Below are 25,748 nucleotides of genomic sequence, written 5' to 3' on the forward strand. Positions count from 1 at the left end.
TGGGCGTCGTCGAGGCGGTAGTAGGCCATCCGCCCGTCGCGGCGTACGGAGACGACGCGGTGGGCGCGGAGTAGGCGGAGGGCGTGTGAGGTGGAGGACTCACTCAGTCCGGTGACCGCGGCCAGGTCGCACACGCAGAGTTCGCCGTCGAGGAGGGCGACCAGCAGNCGTAGCCGTCCGGGGTCGGCGAGCAGGCTGAACACGTCCGCGGTGTCGACGACGTCGGTGTCGTGGGGCATCCGCGCGCACACGGCTGCCACGCGGTGCGGGTCGACCAGCCGGTTGCTGCAACCGTCGATCGCCGACACACGCTCATCTGAAGACTTGTTCACACGTCGATTTTGGAGAAGGTGGAGCTCGCGTGTCAACCCGGTCGCCTCGGGTATGCCCGCCGCCAGCCATGGCCACACGGGTCAGCCCCGGCGCGAAAGAGCAATCCATCAAGCCAGGGCTGCGACCCCCGCTCGATCATCGCCCGAAGGGGCTATCATCGTCGAATGGCGATGAAAAGCGAAGATCTTTGCCGGTCGTCGTGCGGGTCGGGGGTGAGCCTGGACTCGGCGGTGGCGCTGTTCCACAGCCTTTCTGATGGCACCCGGTTGGCGATCGTGCGTCTCTTGGCGGGCGGCGAGGCTCGGGTCGCTGATCTGGTTGCCGAGTTGGGGCTGGCGCAGTCCACAGTCTCGGCGCATGTGGCCTGCCTACGTGACTGCGGCCTGGTCGAGGGTCGGCCCGAGGGTCGGCAGGTGTTCTATTCGCTGGCCCGTCCTGAGCTGTTGGACCTGTTGGCGGCTGCCGAAACGCTGCTGGCGGCGACCGGAAACGCGGTTGCGCTCTGCCCGACGTACGGCATCACTGCCAGAGCAGCCGGTCCCGACCCCGCAGGCTCGGGCGCTGCCCGGTGAGCGACGCGTGCTGCGGCGACGATGAGCCCCGTGCCGCAGCAGGGTCTGAGGAACACGAGCCGGAACGGCTCTGGCAGGTAACCGAGCTACGGGCGGCGGCCGTTTCTGGCGTACTGCTCCTTGCCGCCCTTACTGCCGGCTGGGTCGACGCCCCAGAATCTGTCGGGCTTGCGCTCGAAGCGCTGGCCCTGCTGGCCGGTGCGTACACCTTCGTCCCGTCCACGCTCAAGCGCCTGGTCAAGGGCAAGATCGGCGTGGGCACGCTGATGACGATCGCCGCCGTCGGTGCGGTCATCCTCGGCGAGGTAGGCGAAGCGGCCATGTTGGCGTTCCTGTTCTCCATCAGCGAGGGCTTGGAGGAATACTCCCTTGCCCGCACCCGGCGCGGGCTGCGGGCGTTGTTGTCCCTGGTCCCGGAGCAGGCGACCGTGCTGCGCGGCGGTTCCGAAGTTGTCCTGGCCCCGGCGCGGTTGCGGGTCGGTGACGTCATGCTGGTCAGGTCAGGCGAGCGGGTCGCCACCGACGGCATTATCCGGAGCGGATTCAGTGCCCTGGACGTGTCGGCGATCACCGGTGAGTCAGTACCCATCGAGGCCGGTGTCAACGACGAGGTGTACGCGGGCTCGATCAACGGCACCGGCGTACTCGAAGTCCAGGTCACCAAAACCGCCGAGGACAACTCGCTGGCCCGGATCGTGCGGATCGTGGAAGCTGAGCAGGCCCGCAAGGGCGCCAGTCAACGGCTAGCGGACCGCATTGCCAAGCCCTTGGTGCCCGGAATCATGATCGCCGCGGCACTCATCGCCGGTCTGGGCAGCCTGTTCGGTGACCCGGTGACCTGGATCGAACGCGCGCTGGTCGTGCTGGTGGCCGCCTCACCCTGCGCGTTGGCGATCGCTGTGCCGGTCACCGTCATCGCCGCGGTCGGCGCCGCCAGCAAGCTCGGCGTCCTGGTCAAGGGCGGTGCCGCCCTGGAGGCGTTGGGTCGTATCCGGGGGATCGCGCTGGACAAGACCGGAACGCTGACCCGGAACCAGCCGGTGGTCATCGAGGTCGCAACGGCGAACGGCGCCAGCCCTGACGACGTGCTCGCGGTGGCGGCCGCGCTGGAGTCGCGCAGCGAGCATCCTCTCGCCCGCGCCATCCTCGCCTCCGTCAACGATCCGCGGCCGGCCACCGAGGTCGAGGCGGTGACCGGTGCTGGGCTGGTCGGCCGTGTCGATGGACGGACGGTCCGGCTCGGCCGGCCCGGCTGGCTTGAGGCGAGCGGGCTCACCAGCGAGGTGGAGCGGATGCAGCGGGCGGGCGCCACTGCCGTACTCGTCGAAGACGACGGCCAGGTGATCGGCGCGATCGCCGTCCGCGACGAGCTGCGCCCCGAAGCTGCCGAGGTGGTCGCCCGGCTGCGCCGAAGCCACTATCAGGTTGCCATGTTGACGGGCGACAACCAGGCCACCGCGGCCGCGCTTGCGCTGCAGGCGGGGATCGATGCGAACGCGGTGTACGCCGAGTTGCGCCCCGAGGACAAGGCTGACCTGATCCGGCGGCTCGGCCGGGAGCGGCCAATGGCAATGGTCGGTGACGGCGTCAACGACGCCCCGGCCCTCGCGACCGCCGATCTGGGGATCGCAATGGGTGCCATGGGGACCGATGTCGCCATCGAGACCGCCGATGTCGCATTGATGGGTGAGGACCTACGACACCTACCCCAAGCGTTCGACCATGCCGTCCGGGCTCGTCACATCATGTTGCAGAACGTCTGGATGTCATTGGCGATCATCGCCATTCTGGTGCCGCTGGCTCTGGTCGGTGCCATCGGTCTGGCCGCGGTGGTGTTGGTGCATGAGGTTGCAGAGATTTTCGTCATCGCCAATGGCGTACGTGCCGGGCGGGCCCGCCCGCTGGGATCCAGGCCCGGCACGATCTCGCCGACTCCCGAGGCTGCCGCTCCGGCGGGAGTGTCGACATAGAAAAACACAGGACTGCGCGGATAGGAGCCGCTAACGATGCGCATCGCCATCTCCAACGACCACGCCGGATACGCGCTCAAGCCGCTGATCGTCGACGCCGTAAGCCGGCTCGGCCACGAGGTGATTGACGTTGGCACGACAGACAACACGCCCGTCGACTTCCCACTCATGACACAGCGAGTCACTGGCCTGATCACCTCTGGGCGGGCCGACCGCGGCATCCTCGTCTGCGGTACCGGAGTTGGCGCCGCGATTGCCGCCAACAAGGTGCCGGGCATTCGCGCCGCGGTCATCCACGACACCCACGTTGCCCGGCAGGGCGTCGAGCACGACGACGTCAACGTCGCCTGTCTCGGAGCCTGGATCGTCGGGCCACGGATCGCCGAGGACGTTGTTGCCGCATACCTCGCCGCGAGCTTCAGCACCGACCCGGATTTCCGTCGGCGGGTGCGGCAGCTCTCAGACATGGAGCGATCGGCTCGTACTGGACCCGATGACTCGCCGGGACCGAAGGGAGGTAGCACGCCGTGAAGCTCCGTGGCGTGGCAGCGGTGTCTCGGCAATGAACCCCACCATGCAAGACAAATTTGCCGCGTGAGGTGCGGTCGAGTTCTTCCCCGCGTATGCAGTTACGGACCTTCATCCGGCGGGCACGGGGGGTACATCGCCAGTTGGCGCCTTCAGCGCACGGAGCGGGAGAAGCGATGCTCAAGGGCTTCAAAGAGTTCATTATGCGGGGCAACCTCGTGGAGCTCGCGGTAGCGTTCGTCATGGCCGCGGCGTTCGGCATAGTCGTCACGAGCGCGGTCGCGGTGGTCCTGAGCTTGATTGGCAAGGTAGGCGGTCAGCCGGACTTCACGGGCTGGCGGCCAGGTGGTGTTCCCCTCGGCGCCCTGGTCACCGCGATCGTTTCGTTTCTCATCCTGGCCGCAGTGGTGTACTTCCTGATCGTCGTTCCGTACAACAAGCTCAAGGAACGCCAGTCGCGTGGTGAGGAACCAGCGCCGCCAGCCGACGACGTCCGGCTGTTGCAAGAGATCCGTGACCTTCTCGCCGAACGTCAACGCTCACAAGACTGAGGGATTGCGCCGTAGCGTTCCAGCTCCACCGGGTCGTGGGCGCAGAAGACCTCAACCCGATGGTCGTGAGCCGCGCGGAGTTCACGCAGCCGGGCCAGGTATCCACGGCCACACCCACATGTCCGCGACTGTGCCCGTCGAGGGGGATCAGGAGGATCTGCGGGGGCAGGCCGTCGGTGAGCTTGCGTGCCGCGGCGAAGCCGAATCAGTCGTCGCCGCTGGTTTCGTCGTACGCCGCCCAGGAAGGCCCGTTGGCCCACTGGCCCGGGCGGTAGCGGTTACGCTCGCCGCTGGTCAGGCGGCTCATGGCGGGTGAGCACGATGTGTCGTACGTCGGTCGGCTGGTCCTCGCATGGTGCCGCACTTGAGGTGATGTACCCGCATGGCCAATCAGCTCGTGACAGAAACCAGTACTCGGTCGGAGCGTACACCCGGTCGCGGTCGCGACATGCACGTTCGATTGACGAGCCCTCGGCGGTCCACCCGCGCCCGATTTGCCGTGAGGCATTTCGCCTCGAGGTCAATGTCTGGCCAGTGCGGGATGCTCGTCGCTTGTTGACCCCAGTAGGGTCGCATCGGTAACTTTCCTACGGTTCCTTCCTGGCCGACGACCCCGGGATGCGACGAGTGAGATCACCGTTATGACAACTCCCAGCGAGGTTTTGACCGGTGTGGCCCGGCTGTGCGCGGAGCCCGATCTCGTTGCTGGCAAGAGAGTCGGCCTGGTGACGAACCACACCGGAGTGCTGCCAGACCTGCGCCAGAACCTCACGGCGCTGCTCGATGCCGGCGTACCGTTGGTGGCATTGTTCGGCCCGGAGCACGGGCTGAGAGGCACAGCACAGGCTGGTGGCAGCGAAGCCGCGGATCTGGATCCCGACTCCGGGTTGCCGGTCTTCGACACCTATCTGAAGACCGGCGCGGCTCTTGACCGGCTGCTGGAGAGCTCCGGCATTGACGTGCTGATGTTCGACATCCAGGACATCGGCACTCGCTTCTACACCTACGTCTGGACGATGTTCGACTGCCTGTTGGCGGCCGGCCGGACCGGCCGACGCTTTGTCGTCCTCGATCGGCCAAATCCAATCGGTGGTCACGTAGCGGCGGGCCCGATGCTGCAGCCGGGCTTCGAGAGTTTCGTGGGACGAGCCGCCATACCCGTGAGGCATGGCTTGACGGCCGGCGAACTCGCCCGGCATCTGAACGCGACCCTTGTTCCTGAGCTGCTCGGAAGCCCAGTGGACCTGCAGGTGCTGGCGATGACAGGCTGGCGACGCCACACCTTCGGTGATCAGACCGGTTTGCCGTGGGTGCTTCCATCGCCGAACATTCCCACCTTGGATACGGCTCTCGTCTATCCAGGAACGGGTCTGTTCGAGGGGACGAACCTCAGCGAGGGTCGCGGCACCACTCGACCTTTCGAGATCATTGGAGCGCCGTACGTCGACCGGCGTCTCGCCCCCGCACTGGCTGAGCGGGAGCTTCCCGGGGTGCGGTTTCGGTTCACCACCTTCTCGCCGACGTTCCACAAGTACGCCGGCGAACTGCTGGCCGGAGTCCAACTTCACGTGTATGACCGAGTCGCCTTTGACCCGGTCCGGACAGCGGTGGTGATGCTGGCGGTTCTGCGTGAGCTGTACCCGGACGACGTCGACGTTGTGCCGCGCGGTGGAGGCGTCGACAACCCCGGCGAGAGTTATCCGCTCGATCGGCTCTGGGGCAGCGACTCGCTCAGATTAGCGCTTTCGACGGGTGTGGACCCGACCACCGTGCTGCCTGACGTCAAAGGTCCGGAGAGCTGGGTCGCGCCGGGTGCACTCCTGTACGACTGATTTCCCGAGGAGGCAGCATGGCCGAGGTCCAGATCCGCAGCTTCGCCGTCGGCGACGGGCCGGGGCTGGCAGCGGCGTGGACGGAATCCGCGCCGGGCGACCCGATCACCTACGACCGGTTCCGCGACCTGGTGCTGCTTGATCGCAACTTCGATGCTGAGGGACTGCGGGTCGCGGAGCAGCACGGCCGGATCGTGGGTGCCGCGTATGCCGTCCGGCGACGGATCGCGGCCTACGGTTCGGACCTGGAGCCACAGGCCGGATGGATTCCCTTCTTCTTCGTCAGTCCCGCCTACCAGGGCAATGGCCTCGGCCGGTCGCTGCTGACCAGCGCGATGGGTTGGCTCGCCGAGCAGGGCTGCGAGGAGGTGTACTTCTCGTCCTACACACCGAACTACTTCCTGCCCGGCTTGGATGTGAAGCGTTATCCGCGGGCGCGGGCACTGCTGGAAGGCCTCGGCTTCGGCGTCCAGTACGCCGCAGTCGCGATGGATCGCAGTCTGGTCGACTATGAGATGCCTGCCGATGTACGAGCGCGGATCAGTGAGCTGCGCACGGCTGGTTATCGGTTCGGCGCACCCAGCGGTGACGACCTCGTCGAGCTCGTCGATATGGCGGGCTCGGTCTTCAACCCGGACTGGGCCCGGGCGATCCGCGAGGCGGTTGTCGCGGGCTTGCCGCTTGCCCGCATGGTCGTCGCGCATGACCCGTCCGGATCCCTGCTGGGCTGGGCGATGCACGGCACGTACGAGGGCGTTCCGGAGCGCTTCGGGCCCTTCGGTGTTGTCCCGGAGGCCAGGGGCACTGGGCTCGGCAAGGTCCTCCTGCACCTCACCCTGGAGCAGATGCGGGCGATCGGCGCCCACAGCGCGTGGTTCCTGTGGACCAGTGAGAAGTCGGCGGCCGGACAGCTGTACCTCAAGACAGGTTTCACGATTACCCGGACGTTCACAATCCTGCGGGCTCGGCTGGCCCGGGCCAATGAGGAAGGAAACCGATGAGGCTCACCATCAGGGCCACGCTGTCAATCGCGGTCGGCGTTCTCGCACTCACTCTGCCGGCGTGTTCGTCCGGCGATTCCAGGGCCGGATCGGCTGGCGGACCCGTCCAGCTCACGCTGCTGAGCCACTACGGCTCGGAGCCGGCCAAGGGTGGGCTGGACAAGATGATCTCTCAATGGAACAAGGAGAACCCAGACATCCAGGTGAAGTCGGAGGTCGTCAAGTTCGACGACCTGCTGACCACGCTGATGGTGCGGCAGACCGGAGGTCGAGGTGCCGACATCGTCAGCGCATACGGCCTGTGGGGTGGACAACTGGAGAAGGCGAACGTGCTGGCGAAGGTGCCGGACGATGTCCAGAAGAGCATCAAGGCCAGCTACAGCGAGGCCGCTCAGGGTGCGGTCACCACCGGCGATACCTTGCTCGGCTTCCCGACGGAGCTCAACACCTACGTGCTCTTCTACAACAAGACGATCCTCAAAGCGGCCGGAATCACGAATCCGCCGGCGACCTGGGATGAGCTGAAGACCGACGCCCAGAAGGTCGCCAAGCGGGATGCGAACGGCAACGTGCTGGTGGAAGGCATCAGCCTGATCCAGGACGGCGACAACAAGTCGGTACACCCGTTCCTGTCGTTGCTGGATTCGGCCGGTGGCCAGTTCCTTGGTCCGGACGGCACGGCGGCGTTCGACGACGCCAAGGGCAAGGCCGCGTTGCGGCTCGAGGCCGACCTCGCCAAGGCCAAGTCCACCGACACCTCGATCTCACCTACGAAGCAGTTTCGCAGCGGGCGGGTGGCAATGGCGATCCAGGCCGGCTGGTGGGTCGGCAGCCTGAAGACCCAGATGGGCGGCAAGTACTCCGACGTGGGCGTGGCACCCGTTCCGGGCCCGGCCGCCGGCAGCAAAGGCTCGCTGGCGTACGGCTTCTTCATGGGCGTGAACCAGCGCAGCAAGCACCAGGAGCAGGCCTGGAAATTCCTCACCTGGCTCAACGAGCACAAGACAGACAAGGGTGTCACCGGGATGGGCCAGTACATGGCCGACATGGGGCTGATCCCGCCGCGGACGGCGGACGTCGAGTCCCTGAAGAAGTCCCTGTCCGATCCGAACCTGATCCCTATCTACGACGCCGCGAAGTACGCGATGCCGGAGCCGAACCTCGTCGGCGCCTACGAGGCGAAAACCGCACTGCACAAAGCGATCATGACGGTGCTGGTGAATGAGCAGAGCCCAGACAATGCGCTGGCCGAAGCGGTGAAGGGCGTCAAGCCGCAGTGACGACCGAGAGAAGGGAGTCGCGATGGCAGCCTTGACCGAGATGGTGGTGCACGACAGTGCTCGCCACCCACCGGGGAAGGCATCTGCCGGGCGGTCCGCGATGGCGCGGCAGGAGAGCCTTGCGGCGTACCTCTTCCTGTCACCAGCGCTGCTGTTCTTCGGGGTCTTCCTGGTGCTGCCGTTCCTGTTCGCGCTGGTTCTGGCGGTGTCGGACTGGAGCGGTTTCGACCTCGGTACCATCCGCTGGGCGGGGCTGGACAACTTCGCCGACGTCCTGAAGCCGGACGGGGCCTTCGTCAAGCCGATCCTGGTGAACACCCTGCTCTTCGCCTTCGGATCGGTTGCGCTCGCCACCGCAGGATCGCTACTGGTTGCCTCGTGCATCGACCGGCTGAGGTTCCAGGGGTTTTGGCGGGTGTTGTACTTCCTCCCCGTGGTTGCCACCGTGGTTGCCATCGGCAACATCTGGAAGATGATGTACCAGCCGGCCGGGCTAATCAACGGCCTGCTCAACAAGCTGGGTGTCAACAGCGTCGGCTTCCTGTCCGATCCGCACCTGGCATTGCCGGCGGTCACGGTCGTACACGCCTGGGCGTCGATCGGTGGTGCTGTCCTGATCCTGATCGCGGGCTTAAAGGCGATCGACGGCACCTACTACGAAGCGGCCGAGGTGGACGGTGCGAACTCGTGGCAGATGTTCTGGCAGATCACCTTGCCACTGTTGCGGCCTTCGCTGTTGTTCGTGCTGATCACGCAGTTCATCGGTGGGCTGCAGTCGTTCGCGCTGATCATCGTGATGACGACTGATGGCGGTCCGGTAAACGCCACCAATGTCGCGGCGTTCGAGATGTACCAGCAGGCCTTCAAGTTCGGAGCTTGGGGGACGGCGAGCGCGATGGCGATGGTGTTGTTCGTGGTCATCTTTCTGATCACCTTGCTGCAGTTGTGGATCGCCCGTCGCAAGGGTGAGGAGACCTCATGAGGGCACGTCGACGCAGCCGGTTCCCGTGGTTCTCCTACCTTGTCGTGATCGCCGGCGGTGTCGCGATGGTGATGCCCTTCCTGGACATGGTGATGAGCTCGTTCAAGGGGGCGGGGGAGTACGGCGTGCTGCCGTACCAACTGCTGCCGAACTCCTTCGACCTGGCCAATTACCGGGCCGCCTTCGATCAGCTCGATCTGCTCCGGCTCTTCCGGAACAGCGTCATCGTGACGGTGGCGGTGACAGTCAGCGTGCTTGTCACCTCCAGCATGGCCGGCTACGCGCTCGCCAAGCTGCGGTTTCGCGGCCGAGCGATCATTTTTCGGTTCATCCTGGCGACGATGATGCTGCCGCCGTTCCTGCTGCTGATCCCAGACTTCCTGATCATGCTGAACTGGCCCCTGGTCGGTGGAAACGACGTGCTCGGTCGCGGGGGTGACGGCGGGCTTACCACCTCGATCGTGTCGCTGATCCTGCCGTTTGCGGTCAGTGGCTTCGGAATCTTCCTGATGCGCCAGTTCATGGTGTCGCTGCCTGACGAGATGCTCGAAGCCGCGCGGATCGACGGCGCGAACCAATGGCAGACGTGGCGGCTGATTGTCCTGCCGCAGACCAGGCCGGTAGCCATCACGCTGGGGCTGATCACGTTCATTGGAATGTGGAACGAATACATCTGGACGTTGCTGATCTCGTCCTCCAACCCGGACCTCATGACGCTGCCGGTGGGCATCCAGCTGCTGCAGAGCTTCCTCGATCCCGACCGCACGATGCCGATCGTGATGGCTGGACTGGTGATCAGCACGCTGCCGGTGCTGGCGATCTTCCTGGTGTTCCAGAAGTACTACGTCCGCGGCGTCGTGCTCAGCGGGCTCAAGTGACCCCTCGAGGCTTGGAGAGAATGTGAGCAAGTCGGTACTCGCCATCGGAGGCCATATCGGTGACATGGACCTGACTGCCGGACCGACCCTGGCGAAGCTGGTGCTCGAAGGCGCCAGCGCCACCATCGTCGCGCTGACCTACGGGGAGCGCGGCCACCCGCGAGTCAGCCCGGAAGAGTACAAGGTCCAGAAGATCGCCGAAGGCGCGGCGTTCGCCGCCGGTATCGGAGCGGACTTCCGCGTCCTTGATTACAGCGACGGCTTCCTGCCCGACAACGACGAAGCCGCGATGCAGGTCGCGTCGATCATCCGGGAGACGACGCCGGACACGATCATCACGCACTGGAAGCGCAGCATCCACCGCGACCACGAGCACGCGGCGAGGATCGCCGAGCGGGGGCGGTTCCTCGCCTCGCTTCCGATCGACCACGAACTGCCGCGACACAGCGTCCAGCGGTTCTTGTACGCGGAGAACTGGGAAGACGCGGAAGGCTTCGAACCCTCGCTGTATGTCACGATCCCAGATGAGGGGTTCGAGCTGTGGGCGAAGGCGATCCAGGGCCAGGCGTTCGCTCGCGGCGAGACCTACGGCTTCCGTTACATCGACTACTACACGGCCCTGATGACAATGCGAGGTTGCCTGGCCGGTCAGAAGCGCGCCTGCGCCTTCGCCGACACTAGCTCACCGGCGACGGTGCTGGCCGGGCCATAGCCGCAACTCCGGTCTGCGGCTGTAGTTTTAGGTGCGGATGGGGCGTTGGTTGATGTCGATCCAGGGTGGGGGTAGCCTACTCCAAGGCTCCCCGGAATGTAATTGTATGTAGCTATGAATTGCTTTCCGTGACCTCTCGAGAGGGTTCACTAAACGATCCGCGGTCCCATTGAATAGACCGTCACTGAGGCTGGCTGACCAATTCGAGCTGAGCGCAGCGGCTAGCGCGGCAACACTCGATATCCCAGAGCCCTTGTCGCAAATTGATCAGCCGAGATCACGACCTACGGCTGTGGTACTAAACCTGGCCAACTCCGCCGAAGGTTCGAGAGAGGAAGAGCAAGGCTCCCCGGTCGTCTTCCTCCGTACGGTTCAAACTTCATGCCGATTCGCTCAAGGACACGCATTGAGGCCTCGTTAGTGGGGCGTACGGTAGCCTTCACGCGACCGAGCTGGGCCCTGGCACATTCGGACATCACCGCAACTGCCGCCTCAGCGGCATACCCGAGTCCCTGGCTGTCGCGTCGAATCATGTAGCCAATCTGGCTCTTCACGTCGGTATTGCCGCATGGGCGTGGGAGCAAGGCGTCGCGGAACCTAACCAGCACCAGTAATCAGCCCTGCTCCATGTCTTGTTCCCGATAGCGGTAGTAGTAGCCGACCAGTGCGAATGCGAGCGAGATGGACCACAACGGAAAGAGGAGCCAGCCCAAGCCACCGGCCCCCCAATAGGCCCAGCCGTCGTGGGGCTGTCCCCAGGCTTGGAACGAATCCAGTTCGCCCGGGACGTGGAGGCCGAGCTGCCCGGTCAGCAGCGAACGGCCGAACCCGAAAATCCCCATGACAGCGGATCCGCCCAGACAGAGGGGAAACCACAGTGGGACAGGACGTCGACCGACCAGCGGCATCCACCGGGGGAAGACCCTTCCCCACCGACGCAGGAGACCCCAGGTCAGAATCACGCCGCCGATCGCGAATCCCGCCAAGGTGGGCTCGATGTAGACGTTCTCCGGCTGGTTTCTCAGCAGAGATGCGACGAACGGCTCAGGGGCCCCGAACGCCCATCCGCGTGACCAGGCCAACCGAATCGTTGCATAGGGGAGCGGACAGGCCATCGCGACGAAGGTGGCGATGCGACCGGCCTTGATCCACCGCTGCGCCCGCAGTCCTTCGCGTCGCTTGGCCTCGGCGTCGGCGGGTGCGCTATGACGTGCGAATGCGACTGTAGCCAGGAAGAACAGGCTGGCACCAATGGTGATTATGCCGCGGAAGACGGTCGGCCAGTCAGCGCTGAGCCACTGCACCGGAATGAGCAGACCAAGCGGAGGAAGCATCGTGATCATGCGGGCGTCCAGCACGCCACCGGCCAGGATCACGGCGATGGCTCCACCGGTGCCCAGGACGGCCGACCGTCCGTGCCGGCTCACGACACGTCGGTCCAGCAGGACCGCCACCAAGAGCGAGACAAGCCCGAAGGCCGTGACAGCGGCTCCCCCGATCGGAGGGTCGAGCCATGTCAGCAATGACGAGTTGCCAGGCCCTTCGGCGTCGTTGCGGCCGAACGGAAACCCGGCTCCGCCGGCCCACCAGTAGACTCCCAACGCGGACACGAAGACCGACCATGCCGAGGCCGCAACCGGCGTCCAGACTCGCCACGAGGGCAGTCCGGAGGTCGCTTGCGAGATCCATCCAGAGCTCATAAGTCGAGGATGTCAACGGCGCGGCATCTTCGCCTCTGCCATTCGGGGCATTTTCCTGTCGCCGGAGGCAACGAACTCGGCCCAAAGGTGGAGGGTCGTCATCCATTCTGGGTCTCATCATGGATACATGCTGAAGAGACACGTGTTGCCCGCGATAGCGGCGCTCGCACTGGCGGCTGCGACCACTCTGCTCATGCCTTCGCATGGAAAGACGAGTGGGTGGCAGAACACGTTCAGCCCTTCATTGCAAGGTCTTACCGGGTCGCACCCGGTCGGCGCTCGCCGGAAGATCCTGATGGATACGAGCCGGCGGGACCCCTGGGCGCCGGCGAGGTCGCGCGAACTCATGGTCGACGTGCACTATCCTGCGACGCGGAAGTCGCTACCCCTCGAGCACTACTACCTGTCGAACGCCGCGACCGAGCTGGGAATCCTCGAATGGGCGCCCAAGCAGGAGAAGCGGCTTGGGCTTGTTCCCAATGAAGTCAACTGGCAGTTTCGGACCCACGGCCATGAGTGGGCGCCGGTGGCCGACGGGCGTTACCCGGTGGTGATCCTCTCGGCTGCACCCGATCGGATGCGGTCCTCCTACCGGGGACTTGCCGAGGATCTGGCCAGCCACGGGTACGTCGTTGTGTCGATCGATCATCCGTATGACAGCGCGGTCGTGGAGTTCTATCCGAAGCGACGTGTCGTCGAACCGGAGGACGCCACGGCTGACGTACCGAGGGATGTTGCAGACGAGACGCGGGTCCGCGATATTGAGTACGTCGCTGCTCACCTGGCTGATATCGACGCTGAGGTCGCCCGAGCGGCGAATCTTGAACAGGTGGGGTTGCTTGGCTGGACTGGGGTTGGAACACCTCAGTTGGCGCAGCTGAGCTCGATAGCCGGCGTACACGCGATCGCGTCTGTCGGTGCACTTCCGTCCATTGTGGACTCCACCGCTGCAGGCCGGATCCCGGTGCTGATGATTGCACCAGAGCGCACTCTCAGCAGGCCAGTACCTGGGGCATGGCGAGCCCTCGTCGGGGTTCGAGGCACTACCGCGCGCGGCCTGACCGACGACGGACTGGTGCTGGCCCAGATCGCAGCTGCCTATCCGCGGGTCGCACAGGCGGTGGAGGACGAAATCGGTACCGCTCCGGCCGCGGAGGTTGCCCAGTCGGTCCACAAGTACGTACGGTCCTTCTTCGATGCCTGGCTGCGCGGCGGAAGCGACAGCACGTTCAAGGGCTCTGTACCTTCGGGAGTCACTGTGGAGGTATCTCCGTAGGGCAGTATCGCTGAGGTGGGGGGGGTCGGTGTCGTTGAACTGATCCAGGTGGTCCTTTGTCGATCGGCGCACACTTGCCGGGAGACGCGCTCGACCAGTGCCGCCGCCGGGTCCAGCAGGCCATCCACGGGCACCGTGGCCGCAAGAGCGACCCGCTCTATGCGGCGCGACGAACGCTGCACACCGGAGCCGGCCTGCTCACCGAAAGCAGATGGACCGACTCCACGCGCTGTTCGCGGCCGACGAGCACGTCGAGGTCGAGGCGGCCTGGGGGATCTACCAGCAGATGATCGCCGCCTACCGCGAACCCGACCGGAAGAAGGGACGCAAGCTGATGCAGCACACCTCGGCGGCTCCGCCCTCGGCTTCCGCAACCTCACCGATCCCGCGACGCATACGATCGGTAGCGGGCCTTTCGGCCGCATCGAGGAGACAGGGGCCTGGATAGAGCGAAGGATCGCCACCCGCCGTGACCTCGGTCTGCTGGTACGGAGTGCGACAAGAAGCCAAGCTTCGTTCGTACCTCCTGTTTCCACCATTGATCAGTGCGGCGGACGGGGATGGCGTTCCACCAGAGCCCGGCGGGCGGAGCTGCTGGTTCGCGCTTGAGCTGTTGATGAAGGGGGTCCCTGACCTCGGGTGTGTCTGTCAGGCGTTCGCCGTCCCAAAGATGCCAGCCAACCTCACTCCCTCCTGGCTTTGATCACATAGATCGCAGGCAGCCAGCTGGACGCGTCGCCGAGTCCGTCAAACATGTCGGGGAACGGCGCCTCGAAGAACTCTTCGATGCGCAGGCCGGCGCGCACCAGACTCATCACGACGTCGCTCACCGGCCATAGGAAGGCGTCGAACGAGGTCTCGGGTGTGGACCCGGTGGGACGCTTGGCCTGGTCATAGGTCTGTGTGGTGGGTCGATTGCGGCCGAAGTAGTCGACAGTTACGGCTACGCCGTCGGTGCGGACGCCGAGAACTTCCCAGATTGGGTGGTGCTCATTGAGCAGGAAGGTGCCGCCGGGGCGCAGACGGTCGGCGATCATCTGGGCCCACTGGTCGAGATCGGGGAGCCAGCACACGACGCCGGCGCTGGCATAGATCACGTCGAAGTCACGCAAGCCCGCGGGCATCTCGTACATATCTGCCGCGATGAACCGCGCGTCTGCCCCGGTCGCGCGCGCGAGGGTGTTCGCTGACTGGATCGCGACGTCACTGATGTCGACGCCGGTAACCGAGGCGCCGAGGAAGGCCCAGGAGATCGAGTCGTTGCCGTTGGCGCAGGCGAGGTGAAGCATCCGCTTGCCGGCAACGTCTGGCAGTTGACCAGGTTCGTAGTACTCCAGGGTCGAGCCACCTTGGAGGAAGAACTCGGGTGGTTGCTGCGGGCGAGCTGGGGCGATCTCATTCCAGCTGATCCGGTTCAACCGCGTGTGGGCAAGGATTCGGTCCATGGCCGGACCGTACTCAGCCCGTGCGCGCCCGCCAAACCAGATTCGTCGACCGGACACTCCGTGTGCCGGTCGAGGTAGCGACCTTGCGCTACGAGCTGTACTCTGCATTGCAGAGTAGCCTCCAGTAGAGGGTTCGGAGATGAATGTCACCCAGTTGCTCAAAGGTGTACTCGATCTCGCCGTCTTGGCGGTGCTCCGTGACCGCGACGGCTATGGATACGACGTACTCAGACGCCTGCGTGATGCTGGGCTCAGTGAGGTCGGCGACGCGTCGGTCTACGGCACCTTGCGTCGACTACTCAAGGCCGGACTGCTGACGTCGTACGTCGAACCCAGCGATGCAGGCCCCCATCGCATCTACTACCGGCTCAATGACCATGGCCGTCACCAGCTCGAGGCGTCGGCGAAAACGTGGCGTGAGTTCACCGCCACGATGAACGACCTAATCGGGGAGACGAAATGATGACCAGAACGATTCAGCAGGAGATCGACGTCTACGTCGCGGCCGTCCAGGCCGCCTTCGACGACTTGCCAGCATCGGAACGCAACGAGCTGATCGGCGATATCCGGACTCACCTGTCAGAAGTGATTGCGGAGCTTGACGCTGCCGCCGACGTCGAGACGGTGCGGCGCCGACTCGGTTCACCGGAGGAGTACGCCCTTAAGCTGCGCGAGGCCGCGGGCTACGGCACGCCACGTTCGGTCTCCCGGCTCTGGCGCTGGGGTTTGAGCATCAACAAGGCCAGCCTGCAGTTCTGGATCGGGCTCGGCGCTCTCACGGCAGGCTGGACCGCGTTGGCCGTCGACACGGTGATCAATGTCGGCAGGCCATCTAGACTGGCGTTGCTCTGTGCCGCTCTGCTGAGCCTTGCCGGTGTACCTATGATCCTGGCCATCAGACGTGGGCTTCCCCCAGCGGTGGGCAATCTCTTCACGGGCGATGGGCTGAGCATCCGGGCGCGGATCATGCGGTGGATGGTGTGGGTCCTACGCGCCTGGGGTGCAGTGCATCTGATTCACCTAGTCCTCGATTTCAGATGGGCTGAATTCTTCAGCGGGTCAAGGCGTCCGTGGTATTTCGGCGGTTGGGAATGGTCATATGCATATGTGTACCCAGACAGCTTCCGCGACTACGGCCCGGCACTCTATACGTACTTTCGCAACTGGCCCGCGTTCGTGGCCCTTCTGCTCTCAATCGCGGTCTCAGTGCTTCTCGGGCGGCAGGAAGCCCGCCTACGTGTGTGGCGAATCCTCGTGTTCCCGATCAATGTCTCCCTCATCGTGGTGATCATCGTGTCCCTTTACCTCCTCGGCCCGGACCTCTGGCCCCTCGGCCCAGAACACTCGGTGGACATAGGGCCTTTCGGCTGATGCCGGTAGCAGCTCCTGATGTCTGGCCAGGTGCGCCTCGACTCCTTCCCTTCGCTACGGCGTCTCAGGCGCGTTCTGGATACAGAAGGGGTGGTTGGCTGGGTCGGCATAGATTTCAGTGTCGGCCAGTTGGGGGAGCCGGATCGCCCCAAGACGTTCGGCACGCTTCAAGGCGGCCCCCGCCTCGCTTTCCTCGTACCACCGGTAGTCGACGTGCATCTGCGCCGGATACGCAGGATCGGGCCAACGGGCAGCGCGATACTGCGCGTGCTGGAACGCCAGGTGCGGCAACATCTCGTCGCCCAGGTCAATCACGACCCGCTCCGGTGTGTCTTCGAGTCGTCCCCGGGCTTGGAGAAATCCCTCGTAGAAGCTCGCCAAGCTGCGCGGGCTGGGGCAGTCGAACACTACCCGCCCCACCACGGGCTTCTCGGTTGACGAGTCGGGATACAGGCAGAACGGGTGACCGACGGGATCGGCGTACACCCGGAAGTCGGTGTTGTCCTGCAACAAGCTTGCGCCCATGCCGGTGACGAGCGCGTCGGCGGCCTTCGCGTCGGGTACGAGCACGTCCAGATGCATCTGCTGTGGATACTCCGGATCTGGCCAGCGCGGAGGTCGTTCATCCGACCAGCCGTCACCGTCGAGCGCGAGGAAGAACTTGATGCCATCGGTTGGCAATCCTTCCGCGATCAACAGCCAGCCCTCGTTGACGACCTTCATACCGAGCAACTCGCCGAAGAATGCGGCGAGCTCGTACCGCCCTTCCTTCCCGTTCAGTGACCGGGGAGACCCGATCGTCGGAATCAAACACTTCAGATGACCGACCATCGCTTGACTCCTCCTGCTCGTATCGCCGTCGGTTGCCCAGGCTGCCAGCACGTATACGACGTCTTGTGTCCTATACCTGCCGGCAGTTGCCCGACATGGCCGCCAAGCATCTCTGGCCGCCTGTGTCGACGCAGGCACTTGGTACGCTCCTCAAAGATCTCGGAAGGCTGAGCCCTTCGAGCCTCCCGATCCCTACCAGGGCTGGCCGCGGAAGGATGGTCGATAGTGAAGGTCATCGCACTGAGCGCCGCCCACGTCGAGTCCGCAGCAGAGGTAGTCGCGGAGCTGCACATGTCGGGCTCCGGCCCGGTTTCGTCGTTGGCGGATCGCGAGGCCGCGCGGCTGGCAGTGGACTCTGTCATCGGAAGTGGTCCTGGGGTTGTCGCAGTCGATGAGTCCGCGGTCGTTGGGTTCATGGTTGCGCCGCTGCCGCCGGTGCCTGGTCAGACGGCAGTGCGGCTGTGGCCAGCTCACCATGCGGTGCGTCCTGACCATGCTCGACCCGCTTACCGCCGGATGTACGAAGCGATCGCGGAGAAGCTCGTGGCCGTGGGTTGCACCTATCACTCGTTGCCTGTCCCGGCGGGTGTGCCGTCAGCTCTCGACACGTTCTTTGAACTCGGGTTCGGCGTCGATCAGATCAAGGGCGCGGTCGCGATAGGCGACAGGGAGGTCCCGTCCTCGGCAGGTGACGACGGACGAGACGTACGAGATGTCCGAGTGGCTACTCCGAAGGACATCGACGAGCTTGTTCAGTTGGCCATCGAGCTAACGAAGTTTCACTCCCGCACGCCGATGTTCCAGCCAGCGCTCCTCGACGTACCTCGGATTCGTGAGAGCCTGATCTGGGCAATCGAGGACGACGCTGCAACTGTCCTTGTGATCGATGACGGCGAACGCCCTGTGGCGATGATGTCCGCCCAACCCGACAACGCCTACGCCCGTTCCGTGGTGATCGGAATGAACATCGTCGCGGAGTCGGTCAGGTCCGAAGGTATGGGGACGGCCATGCTCGATGTGCTATTGCGCTGGGCCGCCGACCGCGCATATGAGTACTGCACCGTCGGTTGGGCATCGTCCAATCTCATCAGCGACGCGTTCTACCGCTCGCACGGCTTCACGCCGATTCGGCACCGCCTTCACCGACGCATCGATCCGCACGTCACTTGGGCAAATGACGACCTCGACTACAGCATCTTCCAATCGCAGTAGACCTCCTTCTTGGTGAGGCACCTACGACCGACGGGGAGGCGCCCCGCTGGCACCCTGTGTCCCCGTTGTGACAGGGTTGGCGACCATGCGAAAAGTCGTGATGGTCACGGGCATGCAGGCTGCCGGGAAGTCGACGATTGGACCACTGCTTGCGGCTCGCTTGGGTACGCCCTCTGCGGCCTTCGATGGTGACGTCTTCTACCGGATGGTCGTGGCCGGCAACGTTGACATGACTCCCGACCCGGATCCAGAAGCGGTCCGTCAGGTGCGCCTGCGATACGACGCGGCAGCGCTGGTTGCACAACACTATGCGGAGGCCGGATTCGATTTCGTCTACACCGACATCATTCTAGGCGAGGATGTCACCAGATGGATGGAGTCGATCAAGAACGCCGAACGTCACCTGGTGGTCCTTGATCCGTCGGTCGAGGCCATCGTGGAGCGAGAAATTCGTAGGGGCAAGACGTCCTATCGTGATTGGCAAAAGCCTGGCATGACACTCGCCGAGGCAGTTGCCTCAATGCGACTCGCACTCCGGGACACACCTCGCCGGGGCTTGTGGCTCGATTCAAGTTCTCAAACGCCGGAAGAGACAGTAGAGGCGATCCTGAGCGATCTATCGGCCTCCAGGTACTAAGTGGGGACCCGGACTCGGTGCAGCCACCACTCTTAGGAGGTGGATTCACCGACGGCGGTAGGCCGAGCGTGTGTTCCAGAGCGTGCGGAGCATGGATTCGCTGCCGGAGTGGCGTCCGATGATGTCGGTGAACGGGAAGTCTGCGGGCGCGACAGGGATCCGGGTGAGCGGCCTGACTGGGTTGGCATTGACCCACTGGCCCGACTGCAGGAGTCCAGCGACGGCGGGCTCGGCCATGAAGCCGGCCCGTGGGAGTACGTACACCCAACCATCGGCCAGCAGTTCCGCGTCGGGTTGGTCGCTGTTGACCGAGAAGAAGTAGTGCCGATGTTGGCTGTTGCCGCGTACCGACCAGACGCCGTTACGGGTTGAGTGGAAGTCTGGCCCACGGGTCAGGAGGGCAAACCACATTGCCCAGACTGGATCCTCCGTGGCGAACACCGCGCGCTGGCTACCGAACGCCGTGGTGCCGTTGGACTCGCGGTCAGGCCTCAGCTCGCTGATGCTGTCACGCTGGCTGCCATGGAACAGCACTTGCCTGTGCCTCGCGAGCCATCGCAGGTAAGTCGTGGTCTGCCCGGGCGGCTGCAGTTGTTCCGGTGAGCCGGGTGGGTCAACGTAGGCGCTGGTGAACTCCTCATATGCAGTGTGCGTCGCCGGGTCCAGCGGCGGTACGTCTGGCAACCGGGGCAGGCCAAGGAGTGCGAGCAGACGGGAACCCGACATGGACAGCACCGTGTTCAGTGTCGTATGCCACATGCGCACATCCTCGCGCACAGCAGGTGACGGATCAGAGAGCGGATGCCAAACGTGAGCGGCCAGAGCCCTGCAAGGTCGCAGGTCTCAAAGTCCTCGGTAGTGCTCAGCGAGGGCGGTGAACGCGGCTTTGGGCTCCCACGGCATGTCGGGGTAGGTGTCTCCGTGACGGTTCTCGAGAACCTTGACGATGCCATAGCTGGCCATGTCCAGGTCGTCGCGGGGGTCGCCTTCGGGCCGATGTGGGTGGTCGTTGAGCGCGAAGATGAAGACAAAGGCGCTGTCGACACCTTCGGCGTCGAAGACCTCCAGCAGCTCGCGCAGATACGCGGCCTGGCCGGCCTCGTCGCGGACGTACTCCCCGTTCAGTCGAACCGCCGCGCCGGTGTCCTTGTCGTACTCGACGATCTCCAGACCGCGAGCGCCCATGTCGCCGGCCCCACGGAAGGTGGCGGCGCCGAACTCGGTGATCGCGACGGGTATTCCCTGAGCGACGAGGTTACGGACCCCCTCGGCGAATCGATCGGCGATCTCGGCTGACCGGTAGAGATCCACGGACACGATGTCGAAGGGTGCCCAGTCGACGCGGTCAGGGGGTATCGCGGCGTAGGTGACCTTGCCGCCGAATCGCTCGCGGACGACGGCCACGGCTTTGCCGAGAAAGTCGTTGACGCGTGCGCCGACCTCGGCGGCCTGCTCGCGCAGGCGATGCGGCTGGCTCAGCAGCAGTTCGAGCCGCTGCTCGAGGTTGTCGCCGGGCAGGAACCCCTTGTTCATCAGGCTCATCTCCGCGCCCGTGACGAACACGACCTCGCCACCCCGCTGCCGGAGCCGCTCCGCCCGCTCGGCGCAGTCCGCGAACAGCGCCAGCATCTCGTCGGTGGTCAGCTCGAGAGGGTACGGCGAGAGCCAGACCTCCAGGCCCAGGTCGGCGGCGAACGTCGCGGCGAACTCCAACCGTTCAGGATCGCCACCGGTGACGCGGACCGCATTGCAGTGCAGGTCGTCGCGGATGATGCGCAACTCGCGCTTGACGATCTCCGGGTCGAAACGCTCACGGGAGTTCGCTCCTTGGCGGACGAAGCCAGTGTCGTAGGTGATGCCCTTGGCGCGCACGCGGCGTACCCCTTCCACTCGACGGTTTAAGGTACTCACCGTACCTTGCTTGTCTCCTTGGCCCGATGTCAAGTAGAACGTTGGAAGGAACGGTCGGTACCGATTGTGGGAAGGGCCATGGCGGCGGATCCGAAGAAGCAGCCACGTGCTGGACAGACCCGGCGACGTGGCTCTGCCCTGGAGGAGGCGATCCTGCGCGCCGCGGTCGAGGAACTCACCGAGTCCGGATACGCCGGACTGACCATGGACCAGGTCGCCAAGCGTGCCGGCACCAACAAGAACGCGCTCTACCGCCGCTGGCCAAACCGCCTCGCGCTCGGCATCGCCGCCTATCGGCAACTGGCCACGACAGTCCAACCCCCCGACACCGGCGATCTGCGCGGCGATGTCCTTGAGCTCCTACGCCGGGCGAACCGCCACTGGAGCTCCCCGCTCGGCGCGATCCTGCGCGAACTAGTGTCCGCGGCCGGCAGTACGTCGGAGTTCTTGTCGCAGCTACCAGAACAATCCAGCGACGCCCTCGCCGCCACCTGGCTGACCATCCTGGGGCGCGCGGTCGCCCGCGGTGAAGCCGCCCCCGAAGCGCTTCATCCACGGGTCGCCACCGTGGCCATCGTCCTGCTCCGAAACGAATTCGTCATGCGCGGAGTCCCCACCGCACCCGACGAGGTCCTCGTCGAGATCGTCGACGAGGTCTTCCTCCCGCTCGTGCAAGGGCGAGGGCGAGCGCGAGGCACTGAAGCCGCTGGCAAAAGCAGGTTCAGTCCGGGACCGAACGCCACATAGGAGTGAGCGCGGGCCCGTCGTCCGGTAGTTCGATCGGATCACCGATCTCGACGAATCCCAGCCGCTCGTAGAGTTTGCGGTTTCGCGGGGTGCTCGACTCCAGGTAGACCGGAACAGCTTCGGCGTCCGCTTCGGCCAGGCGATTCCGGATCAGTGCACCGCCGAGTCCGAGCCCGCGGGACTCGGGCACTACCACGATCGTCTGCAGATAAAGGTGCGGCTCGTTGTAAGGATGGCGCTCCGCGGTGAGCTCGAAAACCTTCGCCATCCGGGGTGCGTACTCACCGTAGGAGTGCTTGAGGAACTCAGCTATCTGTGCCGCGGCCTCCTCCGAGGGCGGCTCCGGTGGGCCTTGCAGACGCTCCCAGAGGGAAACACCTGCGATCGCACGTGATTGATCGCCCACAGCGAGGATCTCTCCGCCGCTCGTCAAGACGCTGCCAAGCCAGGTCGCTGTTTGCTCCAACCCGGTCTCCACCCGCCGGCGACGAAACCGCTCGTCGGGGATCACCCAACTGAACACGGCCTCGTCAAAGGACGCCTCGGAGAACACCCGAGCCACCTCGGTCAGGTCCTCCGCGGACGGACGCCACACCACCGGCTCATCGCGCAGATCGCTCATGTCGCAACCGTACCTGAGCCTGCACCGCGCGACCCGAGGAGCGCGTAGGCGGCGGCGTACGCCCCACAGGAGTCGGCAAGGTCAGCGTCAGTGACGGGTATGTCGGCCAGCGTCCAGGGACCGACTGAAACCATCTGCTCGCCGGTGCCGACATACGTGTACGCGGGGTCCTGGAACAGCCCGGTGCCGATGCCCTTGAGATATGCCTCCTTCCGCGTCCAACAGCGCGCGAACCCCACTGACCGACAGTCCTCGGGTAGTGCGTCCAACTCGGCGCGTTCGGCGGGGTGCAGACTCTGGGACACTTCCGCAACGACGGGTAGAGGCTGCACAGTCTCCACGTCCGCGCCGATCGGCGAGCCCGCGAAGGCGAAGAGCAGCAGATCGCCGGAGCGCGACATGCTGAAGTGCAGTGGGGTGCCGACGACGGTGGGCCGCCCGTGCGGGCCACCGCAGCAGGTGCATGCCTCCCGGGTGAACCGAACGGTAGCGGGCTCGACGTCCAGATAGGCACCGAGCAACATCCGCAGGGCGAGGTGTGCCGCCGTGTAGCGCTCCTGATCTTCCGGCATAAGGAACCCCGCGGCGCGTTCCCGTTCGCCAGCGTCAAGGATCTTGGTGCGTACGTCAGATTCCACGGCCGAGCCGCTGGATTGGGAAATGCTGAGCATCCAGACCTCCGTCGTGTCGGGCGGCCACATATCCCTTACGGCGAAGGGCAGCGGGTCACGGCCGAGGATGCGCGGTGGTCTTACGGGCGTCATTTCGCACCTCCAGATGCTTCGACCAGTCGCCGCTGCCCGTTACCGTCGACAGCGCTTACGGTTGGTTCCGCCAGGTCGTTCACCTTGTCTGACACCACAGTGCCGGGCCGGTCGTTGTAGGACGAGCGGACGTGTACGGTCACGCCGTACCGGCAGGCGTAGTCCACACTGCTCAGTGCCAACACCTTGGCTCCGTCGACGGCCATCTTCCGCATCTCTCCGTACGTCACGTGACGGAGCAGGTGCGCCTCCGGTGCGAGCCTGGGATCCGCGGTGTAGATACCGTCGACATCGGTGTAGATCTCGCACGTGTCGGCCTTGAGCGCCGCCGCCAGGGCGACAGCCGTGGTGTCGGATCCACCGCGGCCAAGGGTTGTGACGTCCTTTGTCTCACGGCACAGCCCCTGGAACCCCGCGACCAGTGCGATCGCACCACCGTCAAGGGCTCCGCGTACCCGCTCCGGCTTAACGTCGACGATCTGGGCTTCGCCGTGTACTGAGGTCGTGATCACACCGGCTTGCGGGCCAGAGAAGGAGCACGCCCGGGCGCCCAGGGCATGAATCGCCATCGCGGTCAGCGCATTGGAGGCCTGCTCTCCCGTCGTCAACAACATGTCCAGCTCGCGTGGGGACGGAATGGAATCCATCTCCTGCGCCGCCCGAAGCAACCTGTCCGTGGTGTTGCCCATGGCGGAGACCACGACGACGAGATCGTGCCCGGCCTCATGGGCGGCGACGATTCGTTCGGCGATGCGCTTGATCCGCTCGGTGCTACATACCGACGAGCCGCCGTACTTCTGGACGATGAGCGCCATCAGTCGACACCTCCGAGCAGACAGGCGGTGATGGCTTCCACGATGATCGCGCAGGCTGTGTCGACGACCTCTGCCGTCACATTCAGCGGAGGGAGCAGCCGAATGACCGCGTCGCCACGCCCTCCGAGTTCGACGATGAGCCCGTGGCGGAGTGCGTAGGCCTGAACGGCTGATGCGATCGCGGTCGCGGGGCGGCCGTCACGGGGATCGGCCAGTTCGATACCCCACATCAAACCCAGGCCCCGCACGTCATGGACCCATGGGTTGGTCATCAGCCCGGCGAGCCTCGTCACGATCTGGTCGCCCCGCCGCCGAACGTTGCCGAGCACAGCATCACGCTGGATGACTCGGACTGTCTCCACTCCCGCTGTGAACGCCAGTTGGTTCCCCCGGAAGGTCCCGATGTGCGCACCGGGGGCCCAGGTGTCCAACGCCGCGTCGTACATGATGATCGCCACCGGCAGGCCAATGCCGCTCAGCGCCTTGGACGCCACGATGACATCTGGCTCGATGTCGTACTGCTCGAACGCGAACCACGTTCCGGTACGCCCGCATCCGGTCTGTACCTCATCGACGATCAGGGGGATGCCCAAGGAGCGCGTAACGTCACGCACACGACGTACGAAGTCGGTGCTCGCGGGCACGACTCCGCCCTCGCCCTGCACGAGTTCGATCAGCACCGCGGCCGGAAGTCCGATGCCGCCGTGGCTGTCGCGCAGTGCCTGTTCGAAATAGTCGGCGCAGGTCATGGCGCCGTTGTCGGGTGTGGGGCCGGCAGGACACCGGTCGCGGGAGCCGTACGGGAAGAAATGGACGCCAGGCATGACGTTGCGCACGGGCCCCTTTTGAGCCAGCAGCCCGCTGAGCGCCATGGTGGCGTGCGTACTGCCGTGATAGGCCCCCTGGAAGGCGATGATGTCGCTACGGCCGGTCGCGATCTTGCACAGTTTGACGGCGGCTTCCACGGCGTCGGCTCCCGTAGGCCCGCAGAAGTGCAGCTTCATCCGTTCCCGCAGCTCCGGCGCCAGCATGGAGAGCTGCGCCTGGGTGAAGGCATCCTTGGCGGGGGTGGGGAAGTCAAGGCCGTGAGTGAGGGAATGAAGTTGCCGGTCGACGACCCGGACGATGTCCGGGTGACTGTGGCCCAGTGAGAGCACACCGGCGCCCGCAAGGAAGTCGATGAAGACGTTTCCGTCGACATCCCGAACGTAGCTTCCGGCACCATCGGCAAGTGCGATGGGCAGATGACGGGGGTAGCTGCGTGCGCTGGATTCCCACTGCTCCTGGTGCGCGAGGAGATCGGCAGAGCGGGGACCGGGCAAGTCACCGTTGACATGTGGTGCGGTCAGGAAGTCCTGCTGGAGCAACGTTGTCATCAGCTGCCTCCACGATGGTGAGTGGATGGGACGGGTCCGGGCGTGGTGGCCGGCTCGACGTCAATCCATGGAACGGCCGGAATGCCCCGCCAGTGGGTTCCCTCCGGGAGCGAGAGGCGCAGGATCATGCCCCCCCACGGAGTGCCGCTGAGGAGATTCAGCGAAACGGGCACCATGAGGTTCTCGTACAGACCGGAGATGAGTTCGGTGCATCGCACCCAGATGCTCCACAGAGGCTCCACTCTCGGCTGGTAGCGCCCGATGACCAGCCACTTGAGCGCCACCGCTACGAGGGTGCAGGCGAAGGCTGCCAGGCGCGCCGCGATAGAACTCCGTCAGGACCCGTGCGGGGGGATGATCGACCGTGGCTCTGGTGTGAAGCTGCCCGTTCTGCGTCGGTAC

The 25,748-nt window shown here is 65.0% G+C and carries 28 protein-coding genes and 1 pseudogene; 17 read left to right on the top strand and 12 right to left on the bottom strand.

Annotation, left to right across the window (positions count from 1 at the left end; translation table 11 throughout):
* Window positions 1–239 (bottom strand): ArsR/SmtB family transcription factor (locus B141_RS0128995; RefSeq protein ID WP_157180814.1); only part of this gene is annotated, 239 nt, incomplete at its 3' end.
* Between the two features lie 258 nt (window positions 240–497).
* Here B141_RS0128995 and B141_RS43380 point away from each other — a divergent pair.
* From B141_RS43380 to B141_RS0129050, 10 genes are all read left to right on the top strand, one after another.
* Window positions 498–905, top strand: a complete 408-nt coding sequence (locus B141_RS43380) for an ArsR/SmtB family transcription factor (RefSeq protein WP_051114210.1) — start codon at window positions 498–500, stop codon at window positions 903–905.
* Window positions 902–2,875, top strand: a complete 1,974-nt coding sequence (locus B141_RS0129005; protein ID WP_020578698.1) for a heavy metal translocating P-type ATPase — start codon at window positions 902–904, stop codon at window positions 2,873–2,875. The genes B141_RS43380 and B141_RS0129005 overlap by 4 nt, the downstream gene beginning before the upstream one ends.
* A gap of 36 nt (window positions 2,876–2,911) precedes the next feature.
* Window positions 2,912–3,406 (top strand): RpiB/LacA/LacB family sugar-phosphate isomerase, encoded by a 495-nt coding sequence (locus B141_RS0129010; protein WP_020578699.1) that lies wholly within the window; start codon window positions 2,912–2,914, stop codon window positions 3,404–3,406.
* A gap of 173 nt (window positions 3,407–3,579) precedes the next feature.
* On the top strand, window positions 3,580–3,954 hold the full coding sequence (gene mscL, locus B141_RS0129015) for a large conductance mechanosensitive channel protein MscL (protein ID WP_020578700.1): 375 nt from the start codon (window positions 3,580–3,582) through the stop codon (window positions 3,952–3,954).
* 641 nt (window positions 3,955–4,595) lie between these two features.
* Complete coding sequence (locus B141_RS0129025) at window positions 4,596–5,786, top strand: exo-beta-N-acetylmuramidase NamZ family protein (RefSeq protein ID WP_020578702.1); 1,191 nt, start codon at window positions 4,596–4,598, stop codon at window positions 5,784–5,786.
* A gap of 17 nt (window positions 5,787–5,803) precedes the next feature.
* On the top strand, window positions 5,804–6,787 hold the full coding sequence (locus B141_RS0129030; RefSeq protein ID WP_020578703.1) for a GNAT family N-acetyltransferase: 984 nt from the start codon (window positions 5,804–5,806) through the stop codon (window positions 6,785–6,787).
* Window positions 6,784–8,067 carry an extracellular solute-binding protein gene (locus tag B141_RS0129035; protein WP_020578704.1) on the top strand — a complete coding sequence of 428 codons (1,284 nt, stop codon included), beginning with the start codon at window positions 6,784–6,786 and terminating at the stop codon, window positions 8,065–8,067. Before B141_RS0129030 ends, B141_RS0129035 begins: the two co-directional genes overlap by 4 nt.
* Window positions 8,068–8,089: 22 nt before the next feature.
* The gene (locus tag B141_RS0129040) at window positions 8,090–9,049 is read left to right on the top strand and encodes a carbohydrate ABC transporter permease (RefSeq protein ID WP_020578705.1); all 960 of its coding nucleotides are present in this window, start codon (window positions 8,090–8,092) and stop codon (window positions 9,047–9,049) included.
* A complete protein-coding gene (locus tag B141_RS0129045; RefSeq protein ID WP_020578706.1) occupies window positions 9,046–9,927 on the top strand; it encodes a carbohydrate ABC transporter permease in 882 nt (293 codons plus the stop codon). Before B141_RS0129040 ends, B141_RS0129045 begins: the two co-directional genes overlap by 4 nt.
* A gap of 22 nt (window positions 9,928–9,949) precedes the next feature.
* Window positions 9,950–10,639, top strand: coding sequence for a PIG-L deacetylase family protein (locus B141_RS0129050; RefSeq protein WP_020578707.1), 690 nt, complete (start codon window positions 9,950–9,952; stop codon window positions 10,637–10,639).
* 284 nt (window positions 10,640–10,923) lie between these two features.
* Here B141_RS0129050 and B141_RS53000 read toward each other — a convergent pair whose 3' ends face one another.
* Window positions 10,924–11,247 carry a GNAT family N-acetyltransferase gene (locus B141_RS53000; RefSeq protein WP_084678595.1) on the bottom strand — a complete coding sequence of 108 codons (324 nt, stop codon included), beginning with the start codon at window positions 11,245–11,247 and terminating at the stop codon, window positions 10,924–10,926.
* A gap of 6 nt (window positions 11,248–11,253) precedes the next feature.
* Window positions 11,254–12,249, bottom strand: a complete 996-nt coding sequence (locus B141_RS0129055; RefSeq protein ID WP_202805958.1) for a hypothetical protein — start codon at window positions 12,247–12,249, stop codon at window positions 11,254–11,256.
* Window positions 12,250–12,466: 217 nt separating this feature from the next.
* Here B141_RS0129055 and B141_RS46290 point away from each other — a divergent pair, with 217 nt between their 5' ends.
* Window positions 12,467–13,615 carry an alpha/beta hydrolase gene (locus B141_RS46290; RefSeq protein WP_157181378.1) on the top strand — a complete coding sequence of 383 codons (1,149 nt, stop codon included), beginning with the start codon at window positions 12,467–12,469 and terminating at the stop codon, window positions 13,613–13,615.
* A gap of 74 nt (window positions 13,616–13,689) precedes the next feature.
* Window positions 13,690–13,955 (top strand): annotated as a pseudogene (locus B141_RS48000) (transposase); the annotation flags it as partial.
* A 343-nt stretch (window positions 13,956–14,298) separates the two neighbouring features.
* On the opposite strand, the gene B141_RS0129070 reads toward B141_RS48000, so the two are convergent.
* Window positions 14,299–15,060 carry a class I SAM-dependent methyltransferase gene (locus B141_RS0129070; protein ID WP_020578711.1) on the bottom strand — a complete coding sequence of 254 codons (762 nt, stop codon included), beginning with the start codon at window positions 15,058–15,060 and terminating at the stop codon, window positions 14,299–14,301.
* Between the two features lie 139 nt (window positions 15,061–15,199).
* Here B141_RS0129070 and B141_RS0129075 point away from each other — a divergent pair, with 139 nt between their 5' ends.
* Window positions 15,200–15,523: a PadR family transcriptional regulator gene (locus tag B141_RS0129075; protein ID WP_020578712.1), complete on the top strand. Its 324-nt coding sequence runs from the start codon at window positions 15,200–15,202 to the stop codon at window positions 15,521–15,523.
* Entirely contained in the window at window positions 15,523–16,431 is a 909-nt protein-coding gene (locus tag B141_RS0129080) for an HAAS signaling domain-containing protein (protein WP_020578713.1), read from the top strand. Before B141_RS0129075 ends, B141_RS0129080 begins: the two co-directional genes overlap by 1 nt.
* A gap of 54 nt (window positions 16,432–16,485) precedes the next feature.
* Here B141_RS0129080 and B141_RS43390 read toward each other — a convergent pair whose 3' ends face one another.
* Window positions 16,486–17,262 (bottom strand): VOC family protein, encoded by a 777-nt coding sequence (locus B141_RS43390; RefSeq protein ID WP_020578714.1) that lies wholly within the window; start codon window positions 17,260–17,262, stop codon window positions 16,486–16,488.
* Window positions 17,263–17,487: 225 nt separating this feature from the next.
* On the opposite strand from B141_RS43390, the gene B141_RS0129090 reads away from it, so the two are divergent.
* Window positions 17,488–18,474 carry a GNAT family N-acetyltransferase gene (locus tag B141_RS0129090; RefSeq protein WP_020578715.1) on the top strand — a complete coding sequence of 329 codons (987 nt, stop codon included), beginning with the start codon at window positions 17,488–17,490 and terminating at the stop codon, window positions 18,472–18,474.
* An 85-nt stretch (window positions 18,475–18,559) separates the two neighbouring features.
* Complete coding sequence (locus B141_RS0129095) at window positions 18,560–19,111, top strand: phosphotransferase-like protein (protein ID WP_040422654.1); 552 nt, start codon at window positions 18,560–18,562, stop codon at window positions 19,109–19,111.
* A 45-nt stretch (window positions 19,112–19,156) separates the two neighbouring features.
* On the opposite strand, the gene B141_RS0129100 is transcribed toward B141_RS0129095, so the two are convergent.
* Together B141_RS0129100 and B141_RS0129105 are read right to left on the bottom strand one after the other, a co-directional pair.
* The gene (locus tag B141_RS0129100) at window positions 19,157–19,870 is read right to left on the bottom strand and encodes a hypothetical protein (RefSeq protein ID WP_020578717.1); all 714 of its coding nucleotides are present in this window, start codon (window positions 19,868–19,870) and stop codon (window positions 19,157–19,159) included.
* Between the two features lie 84 nt (window positions 19,871–19,954).
* Window positions 19,955–21,022, bottom strand: a complete 1,068-nt coding sequence (locus B141_RS0129105) for a hypothetical protein (protein WP_237742839.1) — start codon at window positions 21,020–21,022, stop codon at window positions 19,955–19,957.
* 78 nt (window positions 21,023–21,100) lie between these two features.
* Here B141_RS0129105 and B141_RS0129110 point away from each other — a divergent pair, with 78 nt between their 5' ends.
* Window positions 21,101–21,769, top strand: coding sequence for a TetR/AcrR family transcriptional regulator (locus B141_RS0129110; RefSeq protein WP_020578719.1), 669 nt, complete (start codon window positions 21,101–21,103; stop codon window positions 21,767–21,769).
* On the opposite strand, the gene B141_RS46300 is transcribed toward B141_RS0129110, so the two are convergent.
* The 5 genes from B141_RS46300 to B141_RS0129135 are packed head-to-tail and all read right to left on the bottom strand — an operon-like array spanning window position 21,744 to window position 25,630.
* Window positions 21,744–22,391 (bottom strand): GNAT family N-acetyltransferase, encoded by a 648-nt coding sequence (locus B141_RS46300; RefSeq protein WP_020578720.1) that lies wholly within the window; start codon window positions 22,389–22,391, stop codon window positions 21,744–21,746. The two genes, B141_RS0129110 and B141_RS46300, sit on opposite strands and share 26 nt — an antisense overlap.
* Window positions 22,388–23,155, bottom strand: a complete 768-nt coding sequence (locus B141_RS0129120) for a 4'-phosphopantetheinyl transferase family protein (protein WP_040422635.1) — start codon at window positions 23,153–23,155, stop codon at window positions 22,388–22,390. The genes B141_RS46300 and B141_RS0129120 overlap by 4 nt, the downstream gene beginning before the upstream one ends.
* The gene (locus B141_RS43400; protein ID WP_020578722.1) at window positions 23,152–23,970 is read right to left on the bottom strand and encodes an aspartate kinase; all 819 of its coding nucleotides are present in this window, start codon (window positions 23,968–23,970) and stop codon (window positions 23,152–23,154) included. The genes B141_RS0129120 and B141_RS43400 overlap by 4 nt, the downstream gene beginning before the upstream one ends.
* Entirely contained in the window at window positions 23,970–25,346 is a 1,377-nt protein-coding gene (locus tag B141_RS0129130; RefSeq protein ID WP_020578723.1) for an aspartate aminotransferase family protein, read from the bottom strand. Before B141_RS0129130 ends, B141_RS43400 begins: the two co-directional genes overlap by 1 nt.
* Window positions 25,346–25,630, bottom strand: coding sequence for a hypothetical protein (locus B141_RS0129135; RefSeq protein WP_020578724.1), 285 nt, complete (start codon window positions 25,628–25,630; stop codon window positions 25,346–25,348). The genes B141_RS0129130 and B141_RS0129135 overlap by 1 nt, the downstream gene beginning before the upstream one ends.
* Between the last annotated feature and the right edge of the window lie 118 nt (window positions 25,631–25,748).

Source organism: Actinopolymorpha alba DSM 45243 (genome assembly GCF_000373925.1).
GTDB classification, from domain to species: Bacteria; Actinomycetota; Actinomycetes; order Propionibacteriales; family Actinopolymorphaceae; genus Actinopolymorpha; species Actinopolymorpha alba.

Coding starts and splice junctions, on each gene's coding strand:
- B141_RS0129075 (WP_020578712.1), top strand. CDS start 15,200: ATGAATGTCACCCAGTTGCTCAAAGGTGTACTCGATCTCGCCGTCTTG.
- B141_RS0129080 (WP_020578713.1), top strand. CDS start 15,523: ATGACCAGAACGATTCAGCAGGAGATCGACGTCTACGTCGCGGCCGTC.
- B141_RS0129120 (WP_040422635.1), bottom strand. CDS start 23,155: ATGACGCCCGTAAGACCACCGCGCATCCTCGGCCGTGACCCGCTGCCC.
- B141_RS43380 (WP_051114210.1), top strand. CDS start 498: ATGGCGATGAAAAGCGAAGATCTTTGCCGGTCGTCGTGCGGGTCGGGG.
- B141_RS0129030 (WP_020578703.1), top strand. CDS start 5,804: ATGGCCGAGGTCCAGATCCGCAGCTTCGCCGTCGGCGACGGGCCGGGG.
- B141_RS0129025 (WP_020578702.1), top strand. CDS start 4,596: ATGACAACTCCCAGCGAGGTTTTGACCGGTGTGGCCCGGCTGTGCGCG.
- B141_RS46300 (WP_020578720.1), bottom strand. CDS start 22,391: ATGAGCGATCTGCGCGATGAGCCGGTGGTGTGGCGTCCGTCCGCGGAG.
- B141_RS46290 (WP_157181378.1), top strand. CDS start 12,467: ATGCTGAAGAGACACGTGTTGCCCGCGATAGCGGCGCTCGCACTGGCG.
- B141_RS0129130 (WP_020578723.1), bottom strand. CDS start 25,346: ATGACAACGTTGCTCCAGCAGGACTTCCTGACCGCACCACATGTCAAC.
- B141_RS0129040 (WP_020578705.1), top strand. CDS start 8,090: ATGGCAGCCTTGACCGAGATGGTGGTGCACGACAGTGCTCGCCACCCA.
- B141_RS0129110 (WP_020578719.1), top strand. CDS start 21,101: ATGGCGGCGGATCCGAAGAAGCAGCCACGTGCTGGACAGACCCGGCGA.
- B141_RS0129095 (WP_040422654.1), top strand. CDS start 18,560: ATGCGAAAAGTCGTGATGGTCACGGGCATGCAGGCTGCCGGGAAGTCG.
- B141_RS0129035 (WP_020578704.1), top strand. CDS start 6,784: ATGAGGCTCACCATCAGGGCCACGCTGTCAATCGCGGTCGGCGTTCTC.
- B141_RS0129070 (WP_020578711.1), bottom strand. CDS start 15,060: ATGGACCGAATCCTTGCCCACACGCGGTTGAACCGGATCAGCTGGAAT.
- B141_RS0129045 (WP_020578706.1), top strand. CDS start 9,046: ATGAGGGCACGTCGACGCAGCCGGTTCCCGTGGTTCTCCTACCTTGTC.
- B141_RS0129010 (WP_020578699.1), top strand. CDS start 2,912: ATGCGCATCGCCATCTCCAACGACCACGCCGGATACGCGCTCAAGCCG.
- mscL (WP_020578700.1), top strand. CDS start 3,580: ATGCTCAAGGGCTTCAAAGAGTTCATTATGCGGGGCAACCTCGTGGAG.
- B141_RS0129100 (WP_020578717.1), bottom strand. CDS start 19,870: ATGTGGCATACGACACTGAACACGGTGCTGTCCATGTCGGGTTCCCGT.
- B141_RS43390 (WP_020578714.1), bottom strand. CDS start 17,262: ATGGTCGGTCATCTGAAGTGTTTGATTCCGACGATCGGGTCTCCCCGG.
- B141_RS43400 (WP_020578722.1), bottom strand. CDS start 23,970: ATGGCGCTCATCGTCCAGAAGTACGGCGGCTCGTCGGTATGTAGCACC.